4 protein-coding genes are annotated in these 3,006 nt (G+C 68.7%); 2 read left to right on the top strand and 2 right to left on the bottom strand.

The genetic code is table 11. The features are described from left to right. Positions 1-55: 55 nt before the first annotated feature. Together GA0115259_RS34345 and GA0115259_RS34340 are read right to left on the bottom strand one after the other, a co-directional pair. On the bottom strand, positions 56-547 hold the full coding sequence (locus GA0115259_RS34345) for a hypothetical protein (protein WP_093604166.1): 492 nt from the start codon (positions 545-547) through the stop codon (positions 56-58). A gap of 32 nt (positions 548-579) precedes the next feature. After that, a complete protein-coding gene (locus tag GA0115259_RS34340) occupies positions 580-2,013 on the bottom strand; it encodes a helix-turn-helix domain-containing protein (RefSeq protein ID WP_093604164.1) in 1,434 nt (477 codons plus the stop codon). A gap of 212 nt (positions 2,014-2,225) precedes the next feature. On the opposite strand from GA0115259_RS34340, the gene GA0115259_RS34335 reads away from it, so the two are divergent. Together GA0115259_RS34335 and GA0115259_RS40840 are read left to right on the top strand one after the other, a co-directional pair. Beyond that, complete coding sequence (locus GA0115259_RS34335) at positions 2,226-2,654, top strand: ATP-binding protein (RefSeq protein WP_093604162.1); 429 nt, start codon at positions 2,226-2,228, stop codon at positions 2,652-2,654. Between the two features lie 89 nt (positions 2,655-2,743). Next, positions 2,744-2,920, top strand: coding sequence for a hypothetical protein (locus GA0115259_RS40840; protein ID WP_176732755.1), 177 nt, complete (start codon positions 2,744-2,746; stop codon positions 2,918-2,920). Positions 2,921-3,006 lie beyond the last annotated feature (86 nt).

The following is a 3,006-nucleotide window of genomic DNA, read 5'->3' as shown; positions in this document are numbered from 1 at the left end:
CACTCCCGCCACCCCGGCGAAAGACCAGGTCAGACAGCGAAATCCTGCTGGAGTACTAGGCCCCTACGCGCTCGGCGCCCTCCGGCCACACCACGTCGACTGGGATGCCTGCGGCGCGGGCGTCGAGGACCACGTCGGCTGTGCCGCCGCCCTTGCCGCCTGGGGGTTGGCCGTTCCAGACGGCGACCAACCGGTTGGCGCGGTCCAGGAGTACGCGGTTGGCTGCCTCGTATGCCTCTCTGCCGGCCGTTTCGAAGGGCATGGTCAGTACTTCGTCGGCGGCCTCAATGAGCTCGTCGAAGAGGGGAGCGTGCTGCGGCCTGACCTTTGTCTGCCGGTAGTCCTGGGAGGGGATCACCGCTACGAGACGGCCGCCAGCTGCGAGTACGGCTTCGGCGAAGAGGCTGTCCGATCCGGCGGCGATGCAGGAGACCCCGACCAGATCCGGGCCGCTGTATCCGGCGAGCAGGTCTCGCAGAGCGTCGCGGACCAAGGGGACCGATGCGTCTGTTAGATCCATGTGGCCCGTTACGGCAAGAGTCGTCACAGCGGCTTCTTCCTCTTTCTCAAGCGGGTTCATCAGTCGGCGAGTTGTTCGCGGAGTCTGGCCCGAGCTTCCCGGACCGGGCGGGACGCGCCATGTCCGACGGTGTACGAGTAGAGCCACGCCATGCCTTCCCGTACGCGTCCGGACTGCACCCGCTCGGCGACGTCCAGCGCGGCGTGGGTCTCCTGGCATCCGGCGGTCAGGTCGCCGCCGAGGAAGTAGACCTCCGCGAGACCGAGTCGGTCGAGGGCGTTGCTGCGGCCCGCTTCCGGGCCGCGCTGGGCGAGGGCCTGCCGGATCTCCTCGCCCGCGCGGTTGGCGTGTGAACGGGGGTCCTGCCGGGCGAGTTCCAGCAGTCGGCCGCCGGTGGTGCCGGCGAGTTCGGCTTCGTCGAAGTAGGCGATCCAGTGTGGCTCTGTCTGCTCAGGAGCGGCCTCGCTCAGGTCCTGTCGCGCCTGTTCGGTCGCCCGGGTGAACGCCGAGGTGCGCCCGAGGGCGGCCAGTGCCCATGCCTCCCGGGTACGAAGCATCGCGCGTACCCGGGGCCCGGCTACGTCCCGGGCGCCGTCCTGGGCGAGGCGAACGAGTTCGAGTGCGTCCTGCGGTCGGTTGCTGTAGAGCATCTGACGGGCCATGCCCGCCAGCACGTTGGCGCCCCACAGACGGTCGCCGCCCGCGTGTGCGGCCCGCAGGGACAGCCGGTAGTAGTCCTGGGCCCGCCGTTGCAGGCCGCTGTCCCACGCCATGGTGGCCGCCGTCCCGGCAAGATGGGCGAGCACCCGGTAGAGCCGTACCTCGACCGCTGGGGCCTGGTGCTCGTCCAGTACGGTCGCGACTTCCGAAAGCTGACCAAGGACTGCTCGGCGGCGCAGTCCGCCGCCGTAGCGATGGTCCCATGCGCGAAACGCTTTCGCGGTCTCCTCCAACTGCTCGACGTCCCGCAGGCCCAGACGCCCTGGGCGGGTGCGCCGTCGGCCTTCCTCGCCTGGGTGCATCCACCCTTCCAGGCTGTTGAGGAGTGGGGCGCCGGACATGGCCGTGGCTGCGAGGGCACGGGCCAACGCTCGCCGGTCCATGGTCAGATCGGCTCGGGTGAGCCGGTCGGCGAGTTCGATCGTGGTGTGGGTCTGCCAAGGGCTGTCCATACGCACAGGCACCTCCGCCGTCTCCGCTGGGGGCGGGGCCTCGGTCTCCCATGGACGCGGGGCGAGGCCGATGAAGTCGCCGGGAACGCGCAGTCCGTCGGCGATGCGCGCCAGCACCTCGTACGAGGTGACCTGCGTGCTGCCGGACATGATGGTGGACACCTTGCCGGGCGTGAGACCACAGGCGATCGCGATCTGATTCTGGGACAGCCCGGCGTACTGCTTGATGATCCGGAAAGCGTCGGCGAAGTCGTGCTCACGCAGGGCTCGTTGCACGTCGGCCCTGGTGAGGACAGTGGGCGGGATCTGAACAGTGGGCATGTGCGCTCCCGGCTGACTCGCTGGTGGCCGCCGTCGGCCGCCACCAGCGTATTACCGCCGCGGTAACACCTGCCGGTACTACTCCCGGATCTCCGGTCCGCCGAACCTGGATTGGTGACGAAACACATCCGAACCGATCGGCCCTCCAACCCCGAGTGCGACCCCGCCGGGCGTTACTGATTCTCTGAGTTGGGCCAGGAAGGTCGTGGACCATGCCCACCGACCAGTTCTCCAGACCAGTTGTCACCGTCAGCAAGGTGATGGCCATCCGGATTGGTGATGCGTCGCTCGTGGCGTGTGTCCGGCATGCCGTGCGGGAGGCGTTACGGGCCTGGGACCTGTCCGAACTGGCCGACACGGTCGTGCTGGTCGCGTCCGAACTGGTGGGTAACGCGTTGCGGCATGGGAAGACCACGGAGATTCCGGTGCGGTTGACGATCGACGGCCCGGACGTGGTGTTGGAGGTTGCCGACGACTCCGACGTCGAACCGTCGGTCGAGGCAGCGGGGGCGGAGGACGAAGACGGTCGCGGCCTCTTGCTAGTCGCCGCGCTAGCCGACGCGTGGGGCAGCGAACCACGCGACGGCGGGGGGAAGTTGGTCTGGGCCAGGTTCGCCGCCGACGTGGACGGGGCGACATAGGCGTCTGCGGCCTGTTGCCAGTGCTTCTGCTGGTTGTTGCTGGGGCTGCCCCCCGGCTTGTGCGTGGACGTATGTGGGACGAGGGCCGCATGGCGGCTCCTTCGCAGCCGGGCCGGGGCCGGCCGGAGTACGGAAGCGTGCACAGCCTGCGGCAGCGGCTGGCCATGGGCGGTCTGCTGTGCCAGATCTGCGGCAAGCCCGCCGACCGTAACCGCGACAGGGTGCTGTGGCTGCTGGCAGAGATCTCCTCGGGGCGCTCCGGATGACATCGATGTAGTCGGACAAGGAGTAAGGACTCTCTCCGTCTCGATAGGCGATGTGATCCTGTCGACCGGCTGGGCGGTGTTCAAGG

Origin of the sequence: Streptomyces sp. MnatMP-M17 (assembly GCF_900091995.1) — a bacterium.
In the GTDB taxonomy this organism is placed as follows: domain Bacteria; phylum Actinomycetota; class Actinomycetes; order Streptomycetales; family Streptomycetaceae; genus Streptomyces.
This window is presented reverse-complemented; position numbering and strand designations above follow the sequence as displayed.